We start from the raw sequence: 19,257 nt of genomic DNA on the forward strand, positions 1-19,257 counted from the left end.
CTAGAAGTTCGGTTTTAGTTTGTTGTGCGTGTAGAATTCCTGGATATAGGTCACCACTTCGTCGGCCGTATCGTATACTTTGATCAGGTCGAGGTCGCCGGGGCTGATATTGGATTCTTTCTCGTGCATCACGGTACGCATCCAGTCGAATAAGCCCTGCCAGTAGTCGGTACCTACGCATACAAGCGGGGTCTGGGTAAACTTACGGGTCTGGATCAGGGTAGCCACTTCAAAAAATTCGTCCATGGTACCCCAGCCGCCCGGCATCATTACAAAGCCCTGCGCGTATTTGGTAAACATAACTTTACGTACGAAGAAGTAATCGAAGTTTACGTTCTTATCGGCGTCGATATAAGGATTGAAGTGTTGTTCGAAAGGCAGGGCTATATTCAGTCCTACAGATTTGCCGCCTGCGATATTAGCGCCTTTGTTGGCTGCTTCCATAATGCCGGGGCCGCCGCCGCTGATAATACCAAAGCCTTCTTCAGAAAGCTTCCTGGCGATCTCTACCGTTAAGTCATAATATTTATGTCCGGGCTTGGTACGTGCCGATCCGAATATGGAAATGCAGGGGCCTATTTTCGATAACTTTTCAAACCCTTCTACAAATTCGGCCATGATCTTAAAGAGCTGCCAGCTTGAGTGTGCCTGATTTTCTGTCCAGTCGCGGAGTTTTACTTTTTGCAGTTGATCTTTCATTCCAATAATATAGCGTAAAAAATTAAGACAAAAGCCTGTTTTTCTGACTGCGAAGATAAGTTTTAATTATGTTACCAAATGTTGATAAGATGTAAATGGGACAAGTAAAATCTGCGGTGCCCGGCGTCCCGGGATTTAGTTGCTCCCCCGCTGTGTTATCTGTAGGCCAGGAAGATGGTCGGTGGGTATATATTTCTTAATTTTGCGCCCTCATGGAATTTGAACTCATTGCTACCGACGCGGAAACCGGCGCGCGGGCCGGTTTGCTGCATACCGATCACGGGACCATCGAAACGCCTATTTTTATGCCTGTGGGCACTGTAGGCAGTGTAAAAGCTGTGATGCAGGAGCAGCTTAAGGAAACGGTCAAGGGCCAGATTATCCTGGGCAATACCTATCACCTGTACCTGCGCCCCGGCACCGAGATCCTGGAAAAAGCAGGCGGCCTGCACAAATTTAACGGTTGGGACCGCCCCATCCTGACCGACAGCGGCGGTTACCAGGTATTTTCGCTCAGCGGCAACCGCAAGCTGAAGGAAGAAGGCGCCCTGTTCCAGTCGCATATTGATGGGTCGCGCCACCTGTTTACCCCCGAAAGCGTAATGGATATCCAGCGTAGTATAGGCGCCGATATCGTTATGGCTTTCGACGAGTGCACGCCTTATCCCTGCGAATACGGTTATGCGCGCAAATCCATGGAACTTACCCATCGCTGGCTTACCCGCTGCGTAAAGCGCTTTGGCGAAACCGAACCTAAATACGGGCATAACCAAAGCCTGTTCCCCATCGTGCAGGGCAGTACCTATAAAGACCTGCGCAGGGAGTCGGCGGAGTTTATAAGCCAGATCGAAGCCGACGGTAACGCTATCGGCGGCCTGTCGGTAGGCGAACCCGAACAGGATATGTACGAAATGTGCGAACTGGTATGTGGCATACTGCCAAAGCAAAAGCCACGTTATCTTATGGGCGTGGGTACCCCCTGGAACATTCTCGAAGGTATCGGCCTGGGTGTGGATATGTTTGACTGCGTAATGCCTACCCGCAACGGGCGTAATGGTATGCTCTTTACCTCAGAAGGCGTAGTGAATATAAAAAACAAACGCTGGGCCGACGACTTCTCGCCTATCGACGCAGGCCTGGAAGACGGACCCAGTACGGTGTACACCAAAGCTTACCTGAGGCACCTGTTTGCCGCCAACGAGATACTGGGCCTGCAACTGGCCAGCCTGCAGAACCTGTCGTTCTACCTGCACCTGGTTAAAGAAGCCCGCAAGCACATTATTGCCGGCGACTTCGCATCCTGGAGGCGGGGCATGCTGGAAACCGTAAAAAGAAGAAACTAAAAATATATTGAGAACAGGTTATCTTGCAATGCATACAACGCCGGCGTGAAAAAATTCTGGACCATAATCGATTCCTTTATCCTGAAGAAGTTCTTATCGACCTTCTTCTTTGCCATTATGATCCTGGCGGTGATCGCCTGTGTGATCGACTATTCCCAGAAGGTAGATTACTTCGTAGAGAACAAGGCGCCGGCAGGACCTATTGCCTTTTACTTTCTCAATTTCGTGCCGCATATCGTGGCCCTGCTTTTCCCGCTGTTTATCTTTATCGCTACCATTTTCTTTACTTCGAAAATGGCCTACCGTACCGAGATCATTGCCACGCTGGCGGCAGGTGTGTCTTTCCGCCGTTTCCTGCGGCCTTATATCGCGGGCAGTATTATCCTTGGTATTATTGCGCTGGTGGCCAACCACTGGATCGTACCCATAGCCAACAAGAATATCAACCATTTTCACGAGCTGTACATCTGGCCCAAAAAGGTAGCGAGTGATAACAATGTGCACCTGCGCCTGAGTCCTAACCTGTATGTGTATATCGAAAACTACAACTACAACGAAAATACAGGCCGCCGTTTTACGGCCGAGACGGTAGACGGTATTCAACTGAAGGAAAAGATCATGGCCGACCGGGCGAGTTATGACACCCTGAAAAAAGAATGGAAGCTGAGCAGTGTGGTGATCCGCAGGAACGATGGCCTGAAAGAGACGCTGGAACTGAAGCCCGAGCTGATCCGTAAATTTCCCTTTACTCCCAAAGACCTCGATGATGATGGCAGGGCCCGGGAAACCATGACCACGCCCGAGCTGATCCGGTTTACGGAACGCGAACGGCAACGCGGCCGGGAGAGCGTTAACTTTTACCTGATCGAACAACATAAGCGTACCGCGCAACCCTTTGCAGGCTTTATCCTCACCATGATCGGCGCCTGTATCGCATCCCGCAAGGTAAGGGGCGGCAGCGGCCTGCACCTTGCCCTGGGCATCGTGATCAGCGCCTTGTACATGCTGTTTTTCCAGTTTACCCAAACCTTCTCTACCAATGCAGGGCTCAGTCCGCTGATCGCCGTATGGATCCCCAATGCTATTTTCGGCATTGTAGCCATCGTGCTGTTCAGAAGGCAGGTCAACTAGGATTTAGGCAACATTGCTTTCTTTTTCCCTAAAAAAAATTACTTTTGCATCCTTATAAAAGAATCTAAAAACTATGTCGCACGCAGTACAACCCGAAAAAACGAACATACCCAGCTCTGCAGCATTCTGGACCGTATTGATCTTTGTAGGTCTGGTAATCGGAGGGGTTAATTTTGTAAAAGCAATGGGCGGTGACGATGCTCATGGTGGTGGTCATGGTGCGCCTACCGAACATGCCGCTCCGGCTGCCGGTCATGGTGCACACAGCGAAGCACACGAAGCGCCTGCCGCGCATAACGAAGCACATGGTACTGAAGCTGAAGGTAAAGGTCATGAAGCTACTGCTACAGAACATACCGAAGCCGGCCATGCAGCCCCGGAAAGCACACCTGCCAAAGAAGAGGCTCATCATTAATCAATAAGGTTTATCCTGGTCCTTCATGGAGAAAAACGAGGTAATTGCTATTACCGGTGCCGCCGGTTTTATAGGGAGCTGTCTTACGGCTTACCTGAATGAGCTGGGTTTTGAGCAGCTGGTACTGGTAGATGACTTTTCGGATCAGCGGAAAGTGCATAATTTCCAGGGAAAAAAATACCTGCATAAGGTGCACCGCGACCAGTTCGCAGATTGGTGCAAAGCGCATCCCGATCAGATACGTTATATCTTTCACCTGGGCGCACGCACCGATACTACCGACCCTGATTTCGAGATCTTCCGGAAGTTGAACCTGGAGTATTCAAAAGATATATGGGAATATTGCGTGGACCGTAATATTCCCCTTATTTATGCCTCGTCGGCTGCCACCTATGGCAATGGCGGGCATGGCTATACCGAAGAGGAAAACCTGATCCCGGAGTTAAAGCCGCTGAATGCCTATGGCATTTCAAAAAACGACTTCGACATCTGGGCCCTGGAACAAAAGCACCAGCCCCCGTTCTGGGCCGGATTTAAATTTTTCAACGTTTACGGTCCCAACGAATACCATAAAGGCCGCATGGCTTCCGTGGTGTTCCATGCCTACCAGCAGATCAAGGAGCGGGGCAGTATCCGTCTCTTCCGTTCTCATAACCCCGGATATAAAGACGGCGCGCAATTGCGCGATTTCGTTTATGTAAAGGATGTGCTGCAGGTGCTTACCTGGACGATGGAACAACAACCGGCCAGCGGCATCTACAACCTGGGTACCGGGCAGGCCCGTACTTTCAACGACCTTGCCCGTTCCCTGTTTGACCAGCTGCACCTGGCGGGTAAGATCGACTATATCGATACGCCTGCCGATATCCGCGACAACTACCAGTACTATACCCAGGCCGATATGGGCAAGCTGCGCGAAGCTGGCTACGATAAAGCCTTTCACAGCCTGGAAGAGGGTATAGGTGACTACCTCAAATATTACCTGGAGCAGGCAAGTTATTATTAAGCACTTGCTCTGACGATACCAAGATCCGGCAAAATATTGCCGGATCTTTTTTTATGGAATTTTTGGGAACCTGTTTCTGAATAGTAAACCACTTGTTATGGAAACTAAAAAAATTCTGGAAGCCGACTACCTGGATCTGATCTTCGATCAGCGCAACAAAGCCTATGGCAGTTACGAATTGCGCAAGCATTACGGCCGCCGTACGCTTAAGGCGCTGGGCATTACCATGGCCATTCTGGCCGGTGGTATTACAGCGCCTTTTGTACTTTCTGAACTGCATGCCAAGACCCCTGTTGAACTGAAACCCGACGAGCGCATTATACCCGCTATAACACTGAAAGATATTGAGCCCCCTAAACCGCCAGCCCCGCCCCCGCCACCACCATCGCCCGAAAAACCACCGGCGCCGCCGCCTGTAGCGCCTTCTTTAAAAAATCTGCCGCCGGTTATCGTACCACCCGAAAGGGTGAAACCGGAAGATGTGCCGCCTACGGCAGATGAGTTGAAAGATAAACTATCGGCCGCTGCCGATAATCCCGGCACACCGGGAGGCATAGCAGCAGCCCTCTCTACCGACAAGCCGGAGGTAAACGGCGGCGGTGAGCCAAGTCCGGCGGAACATAAGGAAGGCCTGGGTCGTAAAGGAAATAACGGTGACTTTGTATTTGTGGAGCAAATGCCCGAATTCCCGGGAGGACAAAAAGCCCTGATGGACTTCCTTCGCAAAAACCTGCGTTACCCCAAAACAGCCATTGAACAGGAGATCGAGGGCAATGTACACGTATCGTTCGTGGTGAATGCGCAGGGTGTGATCGAAAATATAAAACTGCTGCGCGGTATAGGCGGCGGTTGTAATGAAGAGGCGGTCAGGGTTGTAAGCGCTATGCCGAAATGGAAGCCCGGCAAGCAGAATGGCCAGTTTGTAAGAGTCAGTTATATTATGCCGATTGCTTTCCGGCTTGCCCGATAATAAACAACATGGGCTGCATCATACGATGCAGCCCATGTTGTTTAAGGTCAGCTGTATTTCAAGCCCATGCTGTATTTGGGGTCGTACTTCACAAAGAAGGCGATCCATATAGAACGGGACATACGCATCAGGATGGGTTGTACCAGTATCATCAAAGCGATATTAATACCCAGCCACCAGAAGATACGGTTATCTTTCAGCGAGATGCCGATCAGCAATACCCAGAGTATAAAGCTGAGGGCACAGAACAGGATAGACAGGCCATAACTTACATAACCGGTACCGTAATAAAAGCCGATCTCCGGCTCCATGGCCTGGCCGCATACGGGGCACTGCTCGGGCATAGCGGTTATCTTTTTCAGGTTGTAAGGGTTGCTGCTCAGGAAAAGGTTTCCCTGTCTGCATTTCGGGCATTTGTTACGCAGTACGCTGCTCATCAGGCCGGGTGCTGCATGTGGTTTTTGGGCGCACATAAACTAAGATTTACTGTTGTGATCCATTATGGCTTTCCTGAATTGTTCAGGCGTTATGCCGGTTAATTTTTTGAAGAACTTGGTAAAGTAGGAGTTGTCGGTAAAGTTGAGGTCGTAAGCGATTGATGCGATCTGCATATCCCTGTTTACGAGCAGCCGTTTGGCCTCCAGCAGGATGCGGTCGCGGATGATCTCGCCGGCCTGTTTGCCCAACTGGTCCTTGCACAGCGCATTCAGGTGGTTGGGGGTAATGTACAACATGGCGGCATAGTCCTTGGGCAGTTTCAGGGTAGCGAAATGTTGTTCCACCAGCCTGCGGAAGTTGCGCAGGGTAACGATATTGTGTTGCTGGCTTTGCTGTATATGCGGGCTACCTTCGCTCCGGCTTACCGTAATAAACAGCTGCAACAGGCATATCCGTATAACGTCCATAGCCAGGGGCTGCTTTTGTTCCGCCTCTTCCAGTATCTTACCCATAAGGGCTTTCGTCTCTTCGTATACCTGGCCTTTGAGTTGCAGTACCGCGTTGGCGGCAATGCCGTCGAGGAAGGTAAACTGGTCGGTATAGCGATCATTCTTCAGGAAGGAAGAAAGGAAATGTTCCGAAAAGTTCAGTACGAATCCGTCGGTCTCCCCTTCGAACTGCCAGCTGTGTACCTGGCCCGGCGCCATAAAATAGATCTGTCCTTTCGCTACCGGGAACTGTTCGAAATCGATCGTATGCATGCCTTTGCCTTTGGTAAAAAGCAGCATATGGTAGAACGAATGCCGGTGCGGTACGGTAAGGTGCGGATGCCTTTTCAGGTAAGCGCCGAAAGGCTCGATGATGAGGTCGTCGTGCAGACTGCCGCTGTTGTCCTGCAGTGCGCAGATATCGTAGACCGGTATGTGTTTTGCCTTGCGTTGCATCTGGATACAAAGTTACGACCGCCCCGGCGTCCGTAATGGTGCTAAGCGGTCCGTTAATGGTGTTTTTTACTGATCGGTAAATTACACAATTAAAAAGGAGCAGCGGTAAAGCTGCTCCTTAAATTATGTTTAGCGGTTAGGTATTACCTGCCTGGCGGCGGGCCATAATCGCCGCCCATACCGGGGGCCATGCCCGGAGGCGGCATCATACCGCGGTCCATCATACCCCTGTCGCTATTGCGTTCTGCATCCTTCATCGATGCACCGCCTTTAAAGAAGCGCAGGTTATAGGTAAAGGTCAGCATAAAATAACGCTGCAGTACATTGGTCCTCAGATCCTGCGTATACGTCTCGGTAACGCTGCGGGCAATGCTGTTGTTCTGTTTCAGCAGGTCGAATACCGACAGCTTTATCTCGCCCTGTTGGTTCTTAAATACCTTCTTGGCCACGCTCATATTCCATAACAGGAAGTTCTGGTTGTAACCCGCCGACAGGCCGGTGTACAACTGGTGGTTCAGTTCGGTATTGAAAACGATACCTCTCCAGAAAATATAGTTGAGTGACAAGCGGGAGCTCTGGTTGAAGTATTTATTGTTGGCGGTGGTGTTGAGGGTGTTGGTAACGATATTGTATGACGAGTTGGACGAAATGGTAAAGTCTACCTTTTCGCTGATATTACTGCTCAGTACCAGGCCCAGTCCGAGATTGGTATTGTTGGCATAGTTCTTCCGGTCGTTGATCAGGCCGGGTATACGTACATAACCTGCGGAGGCATTGATGTTCAGGTTGGACTTAAGCGCGGCTACCGGCATACCATAGGTGGCAAAGCTGCGCAGGTTTACATAACCATCGAGGTTTACCGGTTTGCTCAGCTGTGCGCCGCGTTCCAGGAACACGTGGTTCACCGTCATGGTATCTTCCGCGATAATGGTGCTGTTGGCAATATAGTTCTGCGTAAGCGATCCCGACAACATTGCAAAGAAGGTGCTCGACCGTGCGGTATTAGTCGCATTATAGCGCGCCATCAGGTTGTGCTGGTACGACTGTACCAGGTCGGGGTTACCCACCGATTGCTGCAGCAGGTTCGCATTGTTGATCACATCCTGCAACTGGGTTACCGAAGGTGCGTTGGTAGAGGTGCGGTAAAACAGGCGCAGGTTTTTCTTCTTATCGAAATTATACTGGAACCTGGCCGAAGGCAATATATTGTTGAAACTGCGCTGCAGGTTATTGGTATAAGGCAATACGCGGTCGTTGTTGAGCGTGGCATACTGGAAGTCCACACCGATATTAAAGTTAAAGGCCGTATCCATATACCGGTAGGTAAGCCCGCCGCGGTGCGTCAGGTAATCGGTGGTAAAGGTATTGCTCAGCAGGGTATCGGGCAGGGTATAGTCGCCGGTCTGCTGCGAAAAGTTATAAGTCCTTTTATCCGATTCGCTTTCCTGGTAGCGCAGGCCGTATTGCACCTGCATAAAGCTCTTGCGGGATAGGGGCTCGGTATAGTTGATGTTACTGTTCAGCGTCCAGCCGTTTTGTTGCTGGATGGCTTCCTGGTCGGTTATCACCAGCGAGGTATCGTAGATGGTGTTGGAGTACAGTTTGGTATTGCCCTCGTTATCGTTATACCCGCCATTGGCCATTAAGGAAAGGGTACGGCCGCGTTTCTTAAACTTATGGCGGTACAGCAGCATACCATTCAGGTTATAACCCTTTAATTTGGAATTGAAGTTATTGGTAATGCTGTTGATTACATCGCTGCCGGCATAGGTCTTGCCATCGAGTGTAGAGTTGCTGTTGTTGTTCTGTGCCGAAATGGTGGGGATAAACAGCAGCGAATTGGAGGAGTCGATGGTATAGTTCAGGCGCATGTTGAACCGGTGGTTATAGTTATTGGTAGTGGCATTACTCAGCTCGTCGTAGGTCTGGTCGGCCTGCGAGGGTAGCAGGTATTGCCTGTTGGTCTGCTGGTCCTGTACGTTATTGCTGTTGTTGAAAAAATAGCTGGCTGTAACATCCACCTTCTTGCCCCATTTGTCGGAATAGTTAAAGCCTACGGCATTGGTTTTGGAAATACCGCCCTGTTGGGCCGTCATAAAATTATTGCCGGCCATACCGCCGCCGCCGTCACCGCCGCGCCGGCCGCCACCGCCAAAGCCGCGTCCGCCGCTGCCGCCCGATATGCCGAGCAGGTCCTGTGCCGCAAAATTCTGGATATTGACATTATTGGTTTGCCCTATAAGGCTGATGCGGCGATCGCCCTGGAAGTAGTTGATATTACCGCCTGCATTATACTTGTCGTCGTAGCCATAAGCGCCGTATACCTTGCCGAATACGCCCTGGCGTTTGCCGGGTTTGGTTACGATATTGATCACCTTCGAGGTATTGCCGTCATCGAAGCCGGTAAACTGCGACTGCTCGCTCTTTTCGTCGTATACCTGTATTTTGTCGATGACTTCGGCAGGCAGGTTTTTGAGCGAAGAGGTGGCATCGTCGCCAAAAAAGGGTTTACCGTCCACCAGCACTTTGGCCACTTGTTCGCCTTGTGCCTGGGGCGTACCCGAGCTCAGGTCTATACCCGGCATTTTGCGTACAAGGTCTTCGGCACTGGCATCGGGGTTTACTTTATAGGAATTGGCATTGAACTGGGTGGTATCGTCTTTTTGCTGTACGGCAATCGCTTTTTCCACGATGTCGACTTCTTTAAGCGCGGTGGCTTTGCTCGGTTCCATTTTTACAATGCCGAGGTTAAACTCCGTGGCGCCCACCGAAATTTCTTTGGTATAATCGGTAAATCCCAGGTAGGATATCTTTACCCGGTAGGTGCCCGGGCTGATATTGCTGATCACGAAATGCCCGTCGATATCTGCCGCACCACCGCCGGCGTAAGCGCCTGCAGGGGTTTGCAGCGACACAGTGGCGCCGATCTGGGGCTCGTTCACATTATCCTTTACGATACCCGAAACGGCAGCGGTAGCCGCTGCGGCCGGTTCCTGGGCATGGAGCAGGTTGGCGCATCCGAAAATAAAAAGGAGGGTATATACTATCCTGGATTTATACATATTAAAACCAATATTGAGCTGGCAGCGATTTGACTGGTCAAATATCCGTTAGTTTAAGGTTAAAGAGGAAATAATTTAACCCTGCCTGCCTCTAAACTTTCTTACCTTCGTCCTCCCCCCAGAAAAGTCAATTTTTAAAATTTCAGGAATTATATGTTACGGGAAGAAGCTGGTAAGACGGTCCGCCTCGCGCTGCCGATCATATTCGGTGAACTGGCGCAAATGGCACTGCACATTATCGATACGGCCATGGTCGGAAGGGTAGGTTATAAGGAACTTGCGGCTGCCGCGTTGGTGATGAGTGTAATGAATATCCCTTTTGTGATCGGTATCGGTATTACGATATCTGTATCGCAGATGGTATCGATGGCGCATGGCCGCCGCGACGGGCAAATGGTATCGCACTACCTGTACAACGGGTTCTGGCTGTGTGCTATAGCCGCCGTGTTTATTTCCCTCGGGCTTGAGTTGGGCAAAGGCATCCTCTTCCACCTGGGGCAGGATCCCGAGGTGGCCCGGCTGGCCGTGCCCTTTATGCAGCTTATGGGCTGGTCGGTAATCCCGATGATCCTGTTTATGGCGCTCAAACAATTTACCGACGGGCTTGAGTTTACACGTACCGCCATGTTGTTGTCTGTGCTGGCCTTACCGCTTAATGTATTTATCAACTGGCTGCTGATATTCGGCAACCTGGGTTTTCCACGGCTCGAACTGGTGGGCGCAGGTTGGGGTACCCTCATTACCCGTACCCTTATTTTCGTGATCATGGGCCTGGTTATCCTTACCCACCGCACCTTCCGCAAGTATGTAGCCATCAGGAGCAGGCAGTGGAAACTGAAACTGCTGACCATAAAAGAACTGTTACATATCGGTGTGCCCAGCGGGCTGCAGATCGGTATGGAAGCCGGCGCCTTCGCGGTATCGGGCATCCTTATCGGTACCATAGGCGCGGTAGAGCAGGCGGCACACCAAATTGCGCTCAGTTGTGCTTCTTTTACCTTTATGGTTTCTATGGGCCTTGCCCAGGGCGGCTCGATCCGTACCAGCAATGCTTATGGCCGCGGCGACCGTATACGCATTACCGCCATCGGCAAAAGCACGCTCATCGTAGCCTTGCTGTACGGCTGTTTTTGTGCGGTCGGCTTTGTGGTATTACGTAACCAGCTGCCTTATGCCTTTAACGACGAACAGCCGGTGGTGGAAATGGCTTCTATGTTATTGTTTTTTGCCGCTATCTTCCAGATCTCCGACAGTACCCAGGCCATCGGCGCGGGGCTGCTGCGGGGTGTCAAGGATGTGAAGATACCAACGATCCTGATCGCTATCGCTTACTGGGTGGTGGGTATACCGGTGGGTTGCCTGCTGGCCTTTACCTTTAAGCTCGGCGCTTCGGGCATCTGGCTGGGCTTTATCATCGGTCTTACGCTTTCGTCTGTATTCCTCTCTGCCCGTTTCCTGAAGATAGCCGGCAAGCCGGTAAAAGAGATGCAGGAGGTTACCGGATAAGATTATTGAGGATAAACATAGGCGCCGACCCACCATGGATGTCGGTGTCTTCCACCTTGCCCTCGCGTATGCTCTGGCCTGCATTGGCAGGGTTATTGCCGCTGCCCAGGGGCCAGCTGCCCTTTGTCTCTTCAATCCGGATGCCCGCAATCGCTGCAACGCAAAGCCCGAAATCGGTACAGTTATTCCGGTTCAGGTTATACTTGCTTTTGCTGTATTGCTTTACCATTCTCAATATCTTCCGGAAGCGTTTTCGGGAGATAAACTTGCCCACCGTTTCATCCCAGTCATGGTCGCCGTCGTCCTTAAACACCGAACTGGATGCGGGCAGGAAAGGGGTGGCAGAAAAGAGGTTGTCTTTATCGGGGTAAAAGCCGAAGGTGCGCGATACATAACCTGAATCGGCGTTGAACTTAATGAGGGTAATGAACATATGCCCCACATTATTGATGCCCGTAAAAGCCTTGCGCTCGCCCGATACGGGTTGTTTGGTATGCAGCAGCACGCCGTAAGCCAACGCTTTTTTATGGTCGCGGAACGGTTGGATAATGTCTTTAGCTTTTAACCTGGCTGCTTTGCGCGTTTGGGGCAGATCGTGGTCGAGCAGTATCGTATCCTTATCAATTACCAGTTCATTGCTACCGAAGCTTATGTTTGCATCATAGAGCCTGAAGCGGCCGAGGCTGTCCTGGTTGAGCAATTGCCGCGGGTCGGTAGGCAGGTTGTCGTCGTCGTCATGATCGTCATCGTCGGCAACCAGGCCGCTGGCTTCTTCCTCGTCTTCCTGCCGGTTGTGCAATCCCGAGGCTTTATGGAAATACCGGAGTGCCTCCGGGTATTTTTTGATGCGGGCAAAAACCATGGCCATACTGTAATACAGCTTTTCGGCCAGCTGCAGGTTTTGCAGGGTCTTTTTCCGTTTCAGGGACCGGATAAAGCTGGACAGCGCTTTTTTGTCTTCGCCCTTACCCGAATAGGCATTGCCGATATAATACAACGAATACGCTGCCTCTTCCTCGTTACCGGTAAGGCGCGCCAGCTCCAGGGCCTGGCCGGCATACCGGGCGGCCTGTTGGCCCTCGCCCGCGGCTATAAGTTGTGCGCTTTTGTTGTTAAGGTAGGTAATATAAAGAGCCGTATCGTGTGTATCCGGCATGGCAAGCGTATCGGCGCCGGCATAAGCGCCCGCCGGCAACAGGAAATACAACAGCAAAATAAGCGGTAAAAAGCGTTTCATCGGTCAGCGCCTGCAAAGCTAAAGCATATGGCCTTGCAAAGCGCAGGAGGAAGGGCTGTTTTGCCTCTATTGCCCTATCGATGCGATCCCGGCGGCTTTTACGGCATTTTAACAACAGGAAATAATATAATGCTTAGTTTTGCAGCATGCGTTTGCGGAAACTCATAGCAATACCCCTGCTGGTACTTTACATCATAGCCGTATCCGGGACTATGGTGCAGATCCACTTTTGCGGGCGTAAAGTGTCCTCCTGGAAGATCAACCAGGAGCATGCCGCATGCTGCTGTAAAGATGCGGCAACCATGCCCGGCAAGTCTGCTACCGCTGCTGTGCAGGACGACGACTGTTGTTCCAGCAAAGTGGTGACGCTTAAGATCGCCCAGGATCAGAATAAAGAAAGCATCCAGCAGCTGCAGTTGACGACTACCGATGTATTCGTTCCGCTGACGCCTCAATTCGCCGTTCCTGTCTTTTTAGGATATACTTCCGAAGCTACCCGCCAGGTATATCAATCCAATGCGCCCCCCGGAAGGTGGCAGGATATACCACTTTATAAATTACATACGCGTTTCACTTATTACGGTTAAAATAACTATCTTTCCTTTGGCATATGTCTGTATGCCGGTTATTTTATTATTATCCCGGGCCTGGCCGCAGTGGTTATTTCTTGCCTTGCAACCCGTCCCGGTGTTTTCAATCCGTAATCAATCCAAATAATGAAACGTATTTCAGGGCTTTTAGCCATCCTCCTTATAGCTGTAAATTTTTCTTTTGCCCAGGGCAAAAAAGATATAGCCACCGAAAAAATAACGGTACAGGGTACCTGTAACCAGTGTAAAAAACGCATAGAAGACGCTGCTTACAGTCCTGGCGTAAAACGTGCGGAATGGAATAAAGACACTAAGGAACTGACCGTTACCTACAAACCTTCCAAGACATCGCTCCAGAAGATCGAAGAACACATAGCCCGTGCCGGTCATGATGCGGGTGATGTACACGCGACCGACAGTGCCTACAACCAATTACCGGAATGCTGCGCCTATAAAAGTGAACACGTAGAAGCGCACTAAGCGGTATGCACCTTTATCATAAACCATACCCGGCCGGGCCCCGAAAGCCCCGCCGGTCGAACTATAGCACAATCCTGATCTTTTCCGGACTTTTGCTGTCGGCCACCTATGCATCAGCGCAGGATGCAGGTATACGGCAGATCTCCGGAACGATTACCGATGCAGGCACGAAAGAGGGCCTGCCGGGCGCTTCGATCCGCGCCCTGGGCTCGGATCATGGTACCGTTGCCGATGCGGAGGGCAATTTTAGCCTTAGCCTGCCGGACAGTGCCGCCCGGGTAGTCGTAAGTTATGTGGGCTTCGAGAATGATACCCTTGATGTGGCTGCCGGCACGACTCCGTTTACCGTGGCCCTTCGCGAAACCCGCAACCTGAAGGAAGTAACCATCGAAAGCCGCCGGAAAAGTACCGAGATCAATTTGCTGGGTACGATGAAGACCGAGAAGATCGGCTCCCGTGAACTGATGAAAGCCGCCTGTTGCAACCTGAGCGAGAGTTTCGAAACTACTCCTTCGGTCGACGTGGGCTTTACCGATGCCGTAAGCGGTTATAAACAGATCCAGATGCTGGGACTGGCTGGATCGTATACTTCCTTTACCCGCGAGAATATACCCGATGTACGCGGACTGGCCGCTATTACCGGTCTTACCTTTACGCCGGGCGCCTGGGTGGAAAGCATGCAGCTGAGCAAAGGTGCAGGCAGCGTGGTGAACGGCTATGAAGGCACTGCAGGCCAGATCAATATTGAATGGCGCAAACCCTTCGCCGAAAAAGAACCCCGCCTGTATCTCAATGGCTACCAAAGCGTGCAGGGGCGTACAGAAGGCAACCTGGTACTGAGCCATAAATTCTCGGAATCCCTGAGCACCAACCTGCTGTTGCATGGCCGCGGCGACTGGGCTAAGATAGACCAGAATAAAGACGGCTTCCTGGACCAGCCGCTGGGCCAGACTTTCGTAGGCTCTAACCGCTGGTTTTACTTTGGTAAATCGGGCCTGGAGATCCAGGGGGGTATCAAAGGCGTATACCTCGACAATACCGGCGGCCAGAAGGCCTACAGCAAAGGTACCGAACAGGTAACAGGCAATCCCTGGGGATACGAGCAGCAGATTAAACGAGTGGAAGGCTGGGCCAAGATCGGTAAGGTGTTCCCGGCCAAGTCCTGGAAGAGCATGGGCCTGCAGTTATCCGGTATTTACCACGATCAGCAGAGCCTCTTCGGCGGCCGCAATTACGATGGCCGGCAAAAGAGCTTTTATGCCAATTACATCTACCAGACCATTATCGGCAATACCAATAACATCATCAAAGGCGGCGCCAGTTTCCAGGCCGACGACTATAAGGAAAGCTTTACCGGCGCCGGTTATAAACGTACCGAATATGTGCCCGGCGCCTTCGTGGAATATGCCTATAACTACCTGACCAAATTCAGCGTGGTTGCGGGCTTGCGGGGCGACTACCACAATATATTCGGCGCCTTTGTAACACCGAGATTGCATGTCCGTTATGCACCGCTGGAAAATACGGTGTTCCGTGCATCGGCGGGCAGGGCGCAGCGTACGGCTAATATCTTTGCCGAAAACCTGGGTTATATGGCCAGCAACAGGGCTTTCGTAGTGAATGGCAACGGCGGTAAAGCCTATGGCCTTAACCCGGAAGTAGCCTGGAATATGGGCCTTAACTTCACCAAGAAGTTTATGCTCAACTATCGCGATGGGGCTTTCAGTATGGATTACTACTATACCGACTTTACCAACCAGGTGGTAGTAGATATCGAACAACCGCATGAAGTGAAGTTCTATAACCTCAACGGGAAGTCTTATGCACACAGCTTCCAGGCGCAGCTCGACTATGAGCCCGTGCGCAACCTGGATGTAAGACTGGCTTACCGTTATTACGATGTAAGGGCCACTTATGAGGGTGTATTGAAACAAAAGCCACTGATAGCGCCGCATCGTGCCTTTATGAACATCGGTTACGAAACGAAGAACAGCTGGAAGTTTGACTACACCCTGCAATGGGTAGGTACGAAACGTATACCGGCCCACCTGACTGATGATGAACCCGGCGGACATGTTATGGATTCGCAGTCGCCTTCTTTTGTGCAGATGAATGCACAGATCAGCAAAAGCTGGCAGGATGGCAATGTGGAAGTATACCTGGGCGGCGAAAACCTGACCGGTTATATGCAGCATAACCTGATCCTGGGCGCCTCCGATCCTTATGGCAAGAGCTTTGACGGCTCGCTGGTATGGGGCCCGGCTATGGGACGTAACTTTTACGTTGGCTTCCGGTACAAACTGAAATAGTGTGTTGATAAGCTAAAATGAAAGACCCGCCGGATACCGGCGGGTCTTTTTGTTGGATATATGGGGCGTAGCGGGATGCTATGACCAGATAGAGCAGTGTAGGTAACGGGTGTTGAGCAAAGCATGCCTATGCGGTTGGTGGCCAGATGTTACGACCAATGTGCACAAGTGCGCCGCGTCGCTGTATCGCTGCGAGAAAAAAAGTATTCCATTGCTGCAAATAGTTTAGCTGCCAGGGCATGTAAATTCGTAGCGAGATAACACGAATAGCGAAGCAAATCAATAGGGATCTGGCAAAATGATGATTCGTTTTAAGAACAAGGCTTTTTATTAACCCACAGGAATTCCGCTTGATCCAGTATATATGGGTCATAGCGTGACGCTGCAACCAGCGCAGGATCGCAATAAAAAAAGCCGCTTCGGATGAAGCGGCTTTGCAATTGTATCTTTAAGCTTAGGCGATCTTTTCTACCTGTGAATAGTTCAGCTCTACCGGGGTAGCGCGACCGAATATCTTCACGACGATCTTCAGCTTTTTCTTCTCTTCGTTTACTTCTTCGATGGTACCGTTGAAATCGTTGAACGGGCCGTCGATGATCTTGATGGTTTCGCCCACGATATAAGGTTCTGCATAACCGATGCCGGCTTCAGAAACCTCATCCAGTTTACCGAACATCTTGTTCACCTCGCTTTTGCGCAGGGCGATCGGATGCTCCTTGCCCAGGAAGTGGATTACGCTGGTTACGGCAGTAATACCCTGGATCATGGTGTCGTTCAGTTTGCCGTCGAGCGCTTCCAGCATGATATAACCCGGGAACAGGGTTTTTTCACGCAGCACTTTTTTGCCATTCACTACCTTGAACACTTTTTCTACCGGGCAAAGGATCTGCAGGATTGCATTTCCCCAGCCGTTTATCTTCACTTCCTTATCAAGGTGTTCTTTTACTTTTCTCTCTTTACCGCTTACAATACGCAGTACATACCATTTGGTCTCCTGTTCTATTGCTTGTGGTGTAGTATTTTCACTCATTTGTTAAATTGAATTTCTAAGCCGTAAAATCGCTTTGTGGTTTACTTGGTCATACCGTAAATCAACTTCATTACAGCTTCTGAAGCGGCGTCCATGCCGAAGATCAGAGCGGTAACGATAGCCAGGGAAGCTAAAACGATCAACGTGGTCTGTTGCAGCTCATTCCAGGAAGGCCAGCTTACTTTATGGATCAGCTCATCATATGACTCCTGGATATAGGTTCCGAATTTGCTCATAATAGGTATAATAAGATAAAAAGGTAAATATTAAACATGGGTTGCTTTGATTGCAATATTGCTACTGCCACTTCCGATCTTTAAAATTTACCTTTTACATTAAAATTAGCACGGGCACTAGGATTCGAACCCAGATCAAAGGTTTTGGAGACCCGTATGCTACCGTTGCACCATGCCCGTGTATGTACTTATGAAAGAACTCAAAATAAAAAGTCAAAAGAAGAACTTTTGACTTTTGAACTCTTGGAGCGCAAAGATAAGAAACCTTTTGAAATAAAAAATTCTTTTTTCGAAGAAGTTAAAATTTCAGGGCTTTCCTGGAGCTTGACGAATGTCAACCGGCGGATAAAGTAAGCAGAAGTAATACAGCAATTTGCGAATTAAATTTGTGGAATGACGGCTGTTTCCTAATTTAGCAGCCCAATAGGAACGGCTTGTATCCGTCCGCCTTATTTAATTTTTAGAGCAATTCATATATTCTTTCCATGATCGAAATTAAAGTGCCGCCAGTAGGCGAATCCATCAGCGAAGTAACCCTTGTAAAATGGTTGAAAAACGACGGGGATTATGTTGAGCGGGATGAAATCATTTGCGAATTGGAGTCCGAGAAGGCTACTTTTGAGCTGAATGCAGAACAAGCCGGTATTTTACAGACGGTAGCCAAAGAGGGCGATACCCTGAACATCGGCGATGTGGCCTGTAAGATCGACGAAACTGCCGCCAAACCGGAATCAGCTGCCCCTGCAGCCGCTCCGAAAGCAGAGGAAAAGAAAGAAGAACCTAAAAAAGAGGCGGCTCCACAGGCACAAGCTGCTGCGCCCGCCGCTGCAGCTTCCGATGTAAAAGCAACCCCGGTGGCCAACGCGATTATGGCCGACAAAAAAGTACAGCCCGAAAGCGTAAAAGGAAGCGGTTCTATGGGCCGTATCCTGAAAAGCGATGTGCTGGCAGCCCTCGAAAACCCCGGCCGTACACCTGGCAAACCGCTGTATAGTCGCGAAGACCGTCCGCAAAAAATGAGCAACCTGCGTAAAACCATTTCACGCAGACTGGTAGAAGCCAAGAATACAACGGCCATGCTCACCACGTTCAACGAGGTGGATATGACCCGTATCATGGAGATCCGCAAGGTATACAAAGACAAATTCAAAGAACAACATGGCGTAAACCTGGGCTTTATGTCCTTCTTTACCAAAGCATGTTGCATAGCGCTGCAGGAATGGCCTGCCGTAAATGCCTATATCGACGGCGATTCCGTGATCTACCATGAATACTGCGATATCTCTATCGCCGTATCTGCGCCTAAAGGCCTGGTGGTTCCGGTTATCCGTAATGCCGAAAGTATGGCTATGAACGAGATCGAGGCCAAGGTGGTAGAACTGGCTACTAAAGCCCGCGACAACAAACTTACGATCGAAGAAATGACCGGCGGTACCTTTACCATTACCAACGGTGGTGTATTCGGTTCGCTGATGAGCACACCGATCATCAATATCCCGCAATCGGCTATCCTCGGTATGCACAAGATCCAGGACCGCCCGATGGCCATCAACGGTAAAGTAGAGATCCGCCCGATGATGTACCTGGCGCTGAGCTACGATCACCGTATTATCGATGGTCGTGAGTCTGTAGGTTTCCTGGTAAGGGTAAAAGAACTGCTCGAAAACCCCGAACTGTTGCTGATCGGCAAAGATCCTGTAAAAGCCCTGCTGGAACTCTAATTCCGCAGACAACATCTATAACGATCCCCCTTCTTACCGGAGGGGGATTTTTTTTGTGCTTGTGGTTATGGGAGGCAGGTGTGCTGTTTATACGCGGCTGCCCGATAGGAGGAGCGTTGGCTGTAAACCGGATAATGGGT

General features: G+C 50.5%; 17 protein-coding genes and 1 tRNA gene. 10 read left to right on the forward strand and 8 right to left on the reverse strand.

Annotated elements, in window-relative coordinates:
- Positions 1-699: an LOG family protein gene (locus B0I18_RS05520; protein WP_106521633.1), complete on the reverse strand. Its 699-nt coding sequence runs from the start codon at positions 697-699 to the stop codon at positions 1-3.
- 212 nt (positions 700-911) lie between these two features.
- On the opposite strand from B0I18_RS05520, the gene tgt reads away from it, so the two are divergent.
- The 5 genes from tgt to B0I18_RS05545 all read left to right on the forward strand — a co-directional run bounded on the left by tgt (position 912) and on the right by B0I18_RS05545 (position 5,564).
- Complete coding sequence (gene tgt, locus B0I18_RS05525) at positions 912-2,042, forward strand: tRNA guanosine(34) transglycosylase Tgt (RefSeq protein WP_106521634.1); 1,131 nt, start codon at positions 912-914, stop codon at positions 2,040-2,042.
- A gap of 45 nt (positions 2,043-2,087) precedes the next feature.
- Complete coding sequence (locus B0I18_RS05530) at positions 2,088-3,173, forward strand: LptF/LptG family permease (RefSeq protein WP_106521635.1); 1,086 nt, start codon at positions 2,088-2,090, stop codon at positions 3,171-3,173.
- 73 nt (positions 3,174-3,246) lie between these two features.
- Positions 3,247-3,588: a hypothetical protein gene (locus tag B0I18_RS05535; protein WP_106521636.1), complete on the forward strand. Its 342-nt coding sequence runs from the start codon at positions 3,247-3,249 to the stop codon at positions 3,586-3,588.
- Positions 3,589-3,613: 25 nt separating this feature from the next.
- Positions 3,614-4,594, forward strand: a complete 981-nt coding sequence (gene rfaD, locus B0I18_RS05540; protein WP_106521637.1) for an ADP-glyceromanno-heptose 6-epimerase — start codon at positions 3,614-3,616, stop codon at positions 4,592-4,594.
- A gap of 97 nt (positions 4,595-4,691) precedes the next feature.
- On the forward strand, positions 4,692-5,564 hold the full coding sequence (locus tag B0I18_RS05545; protein ID WP_106521638.1) for an energy transducer TonB: 873 nt from the start codon (positions 4,692-4,694) through the stop codon (positions 5,562-5,564).
- A gap of 47 nt (positions 5,565-5,611) precedes the next feature.
- On the opposite strand, the gene B0I18_RS05550 is transcribed toward B0I18_RS05545, so the two are convergent.
- The 3 genes from B0I18_RS05550 to B0I18_RS25415 form a co-directional block, all read right to left on the reverse strand.
- Entirely contained in the window at positions 5,612-6,037 is a 426-nt protein-coding gene (locus tag B0I18_RS05550) for a DUF983 domain-containing protein (protein WP_106521639.1), read from the reverse strand.
- 3 nt (positions 6,038-6,040) lie between these two features.
- Positions 6,041-6,946: a helix-turn-helix transcriptional regulator gene (locus B0I18_RS05555; protein WP_106521640.1), complete on the reverse strand. Its 906-nt coding sequence runs from the start codon at positions 6,944-6,946 to the stop codon at positions 6,041-6,043.
- A gap of 143 nt (positions 6,947-7,089) precedes the next feature.
- Positions 7,090-10,008: an outer membrane beta-barrel protein gene (locus B0I18_RS25415; protein WP_106521641.1), complete on the reverse strand. Its 2,919-nt coding sequence runs from the start codon at positions 10,006-10,008 to the stop codon at positions 7,090-7,092.
- A 153-nt stretch (positions 10,009-10,161) separates the two neighbouring features.
- Between B0I18_RS25415 and B0I18_RS05565 the strand changes: the two genes are divergently transcribed.
- Positions 10,162-11,514 carry an MATE family efflux transporter gene (locus B0I18_RS05565; protein ID WP_106521642.1) on the forward strand — a complete coding sequence of 451 codons (1,353 nt, stop codon included), beginning with the start codon at positions 10,162-10,164 and terminating at the stop codon, positions 11,512-11,514.
- Here the strand turns inward: B0I18_RS05565 and B0I18_RS05570 are convergent.
- A complete protein-coding gene (locus B0I18_RS05570; protein ID WP_106521643.1) occupies positions 11,504-12,751 on the reverse strand; it encodes a tetratricopeptide repeat protein in 1,248 nt (415 codons plus the stop codon). The two genes, B0I18_RS05565 and B0I18_RS05570, sit on opposite strands and share 11 nt — an antisense overlap.
- A gap of 146 nt (positions 12,752-12,897) precedes the next feature.
- On the opposite strand from B0I18_RS05570, the gene B0I18_RS05575 reads away from it, so the two are divergent.
- The 3 genes from B0I18_RS05575 (at position 12,898) to B0I18_RS05585 (ending at position 16,130) form a co-directional block, all read left to right on the forward strand.
- A complete protein-coding gene (locus B0I18_RS05575; protein ID WP_106521644.1) occupies positions 12,898-13,338 on the forward strand; it encodes an HYC_CC_PP family protein in 441 nt (146 codons plus the stop codon).
- 129 nt (positions 13,339-13,467) lie between these two features.
- Positions 13,468-13,821: a heavy-metal-associated domain-containing protein gene (locus B0I18_RS05580; RefSeq protein ID WP_181358348.1), complete on the forward strand. Its 354-nt coding sequence runs from the start codon at positions 13,468-13,470 to the stop codon at positions 13,819-13,821.
- A 5-nt stretch (positions 13,822-13,826) separates the two neighbouring features.
- Positions 13,827-16,130 carry a TonB-dependent receptor gene (locus tag B0I18_RS05585; RefSeq protein ID WP_106521646.1) on the forward strand — a complete coding sequence of 768 codons (2,304 nt, stop codon included), beginning with the start codon at positions 13,827-13,829 and terminating at the stop codon, positions 16,128-16,130.
- Positions 16,131-16,584: 454 nt separating this feature from the next.
- Here the strand turns inward: B0I18_RS05585 and nusG are convergent, their stop codons facing one another.
- The 3 genes from nusG to B0I18_RS05600 form a co-directional block, all read right to left on the reverse strand.
- Positions 16,585-17,160, reverse strand: coding sequence for a transcription termination/antitermination protein NusG (gene nusG / locus B0I18_RS05590; RefSeq protein ID WP_106521647.1), 576 nt, complete (start codon positions 17,158-17,160; stop codon positions 16,585-16,587).
- A gap of 41 nt (positions 17,161-17,201) precedes the next feature.
- On the reverse strand, positions 17,202-17,396 hold the full coding sequence (gene secE / locus B0I18_RS05595; protein WP_106521648.1) for a preprotein translocase subunit SecE: 195 nt from the start codon (positions 17,394-17,396) through the stop codon (positions 17,202-17,204).
- 109 nt (positions 17,397-17,505) lie between these two features.
- A tRNA-Trp gene (locus B0I18_RS05600) sits at positions 17,506-17,576 on the reverse strand.
- Positions 17,577-17,881: 305 nt separating this feature from the next.
- Here B0I18_RS05600 and odhB point away from each other — a divergent pair.
- Complete coding sequence (odhB, locus tag B0I18_RS05605; RefSeq protein ID WP_106521649.1) at positions 17,882-19,117, forward strand: 2-oxoglutarate dehydrogenase complex dihydrolipoyllysine-residue succinyltransferase; 1,236 nt, start codon at positions 17,882-17,884, stop codon at positions 19,115-19,117.
- The last annotated feature ends 140 nt before the right edge of the window (positions 19,118-19,257 follow it).

The sequence above is a fragment of the Taibaiella chishuiensis genome (assembly GCF_003014535.1).
GTDB lineage: Bacteria > Bacteroidota > Bacteroidia > Chitinophagales > Chitinophagaceae > Taibaiella > Taibaiella chishuiensis.